The following is an 819-nucleotide window of genomic DNA, read 5'->3' as shown; positions in this document are numbered from 1 at the left end:
GTCGCTGCCGCAGCTTCGGTGCATGGTTTAGCCCCGTTACATCTTCCGCGCAGGCCGACTCGACCAGTGAGCTATTACGCTTTCTTTAAATGATGGCTGCTTCTAAGCCAACATCCTGGCTGTCTGTGCCTTCCCACATCGTTTCCCACTTAACCATGACTTTGGGACCTTAGCTGGCGGTCTGGGTTGTTTCCCTCTTCACGACGGACGTTAGCACCCGCCGTGTGTCTCCCGTGATAACATTCTTCGGTATTCGCAGTTTGCATCGGGTTGGTAAGCCGGGATGGCCCCCTAGCCGAAACAGTGCTCTACCCCCGAAGATGAGTTCACGAGGCGCTACCTAAATAGCTTTCGGGGAGAACCAGCTATCTCCCGGTTTGATTGGCCTTTCACCCCCAGCCACAGGTCATCCGCTAATTTTTCAACATTAGTCGGTTCGGTCCTCCAGTTAGTGTTACCCAACCTTCAACCTGCCCATGGCTAGATCACCGGGTTTCGGGTCTATACCCTGCAACTTAACGCCCAGTTAAGACTCGGTTTCCCTGCGGCTCCCCTATACGGTTAACCTTGCTACAGAATATAAGTCGCTGACCCATTATACAAAAGGTACGCAGTCACCCCCATTAAGAAGGCTCCCACTGCTTGTACGTACACGGTTTCAGGTTCTGTTTCACTCCCCTCGCCGGGGTTCTTTTCGCCTTTCCCTCACGGTACTGGTTCACTATCGGTCAGTCAGGAGTATTTAGCCTTGGAGGATGGTCCCCCCATCTTCAGACAGGATATCACGTGTCCCGCCCTACTCTTCGAACCCACAATAAG

1 rRNA gene is annotated in these 819 nt (G+C 53.1%); it reads right to left on the bottom strand.

What is annotated here, in order from left to right:
* Positions 1 to 819, bottom strand: a 23S ribosomal RNA gene (locus QCD69_RS22455); the annotation flags it as partial.

Source organism: Erwinia sp. PsM31 (genome assembly GCF_030433775.1).
GTDB classification, from domain to species: Bacteria; Pseudomonadota; Gammaproteobacteria; order Enterobacterales; family Enterobacteriaceae; genus Erwinia; species Erwinia aeris.
The sequence above is the reverse complement of the archived record's forward strand: the minus strand, read 5'-3'. Positions and strand labels throughout refer to the sequence as shown.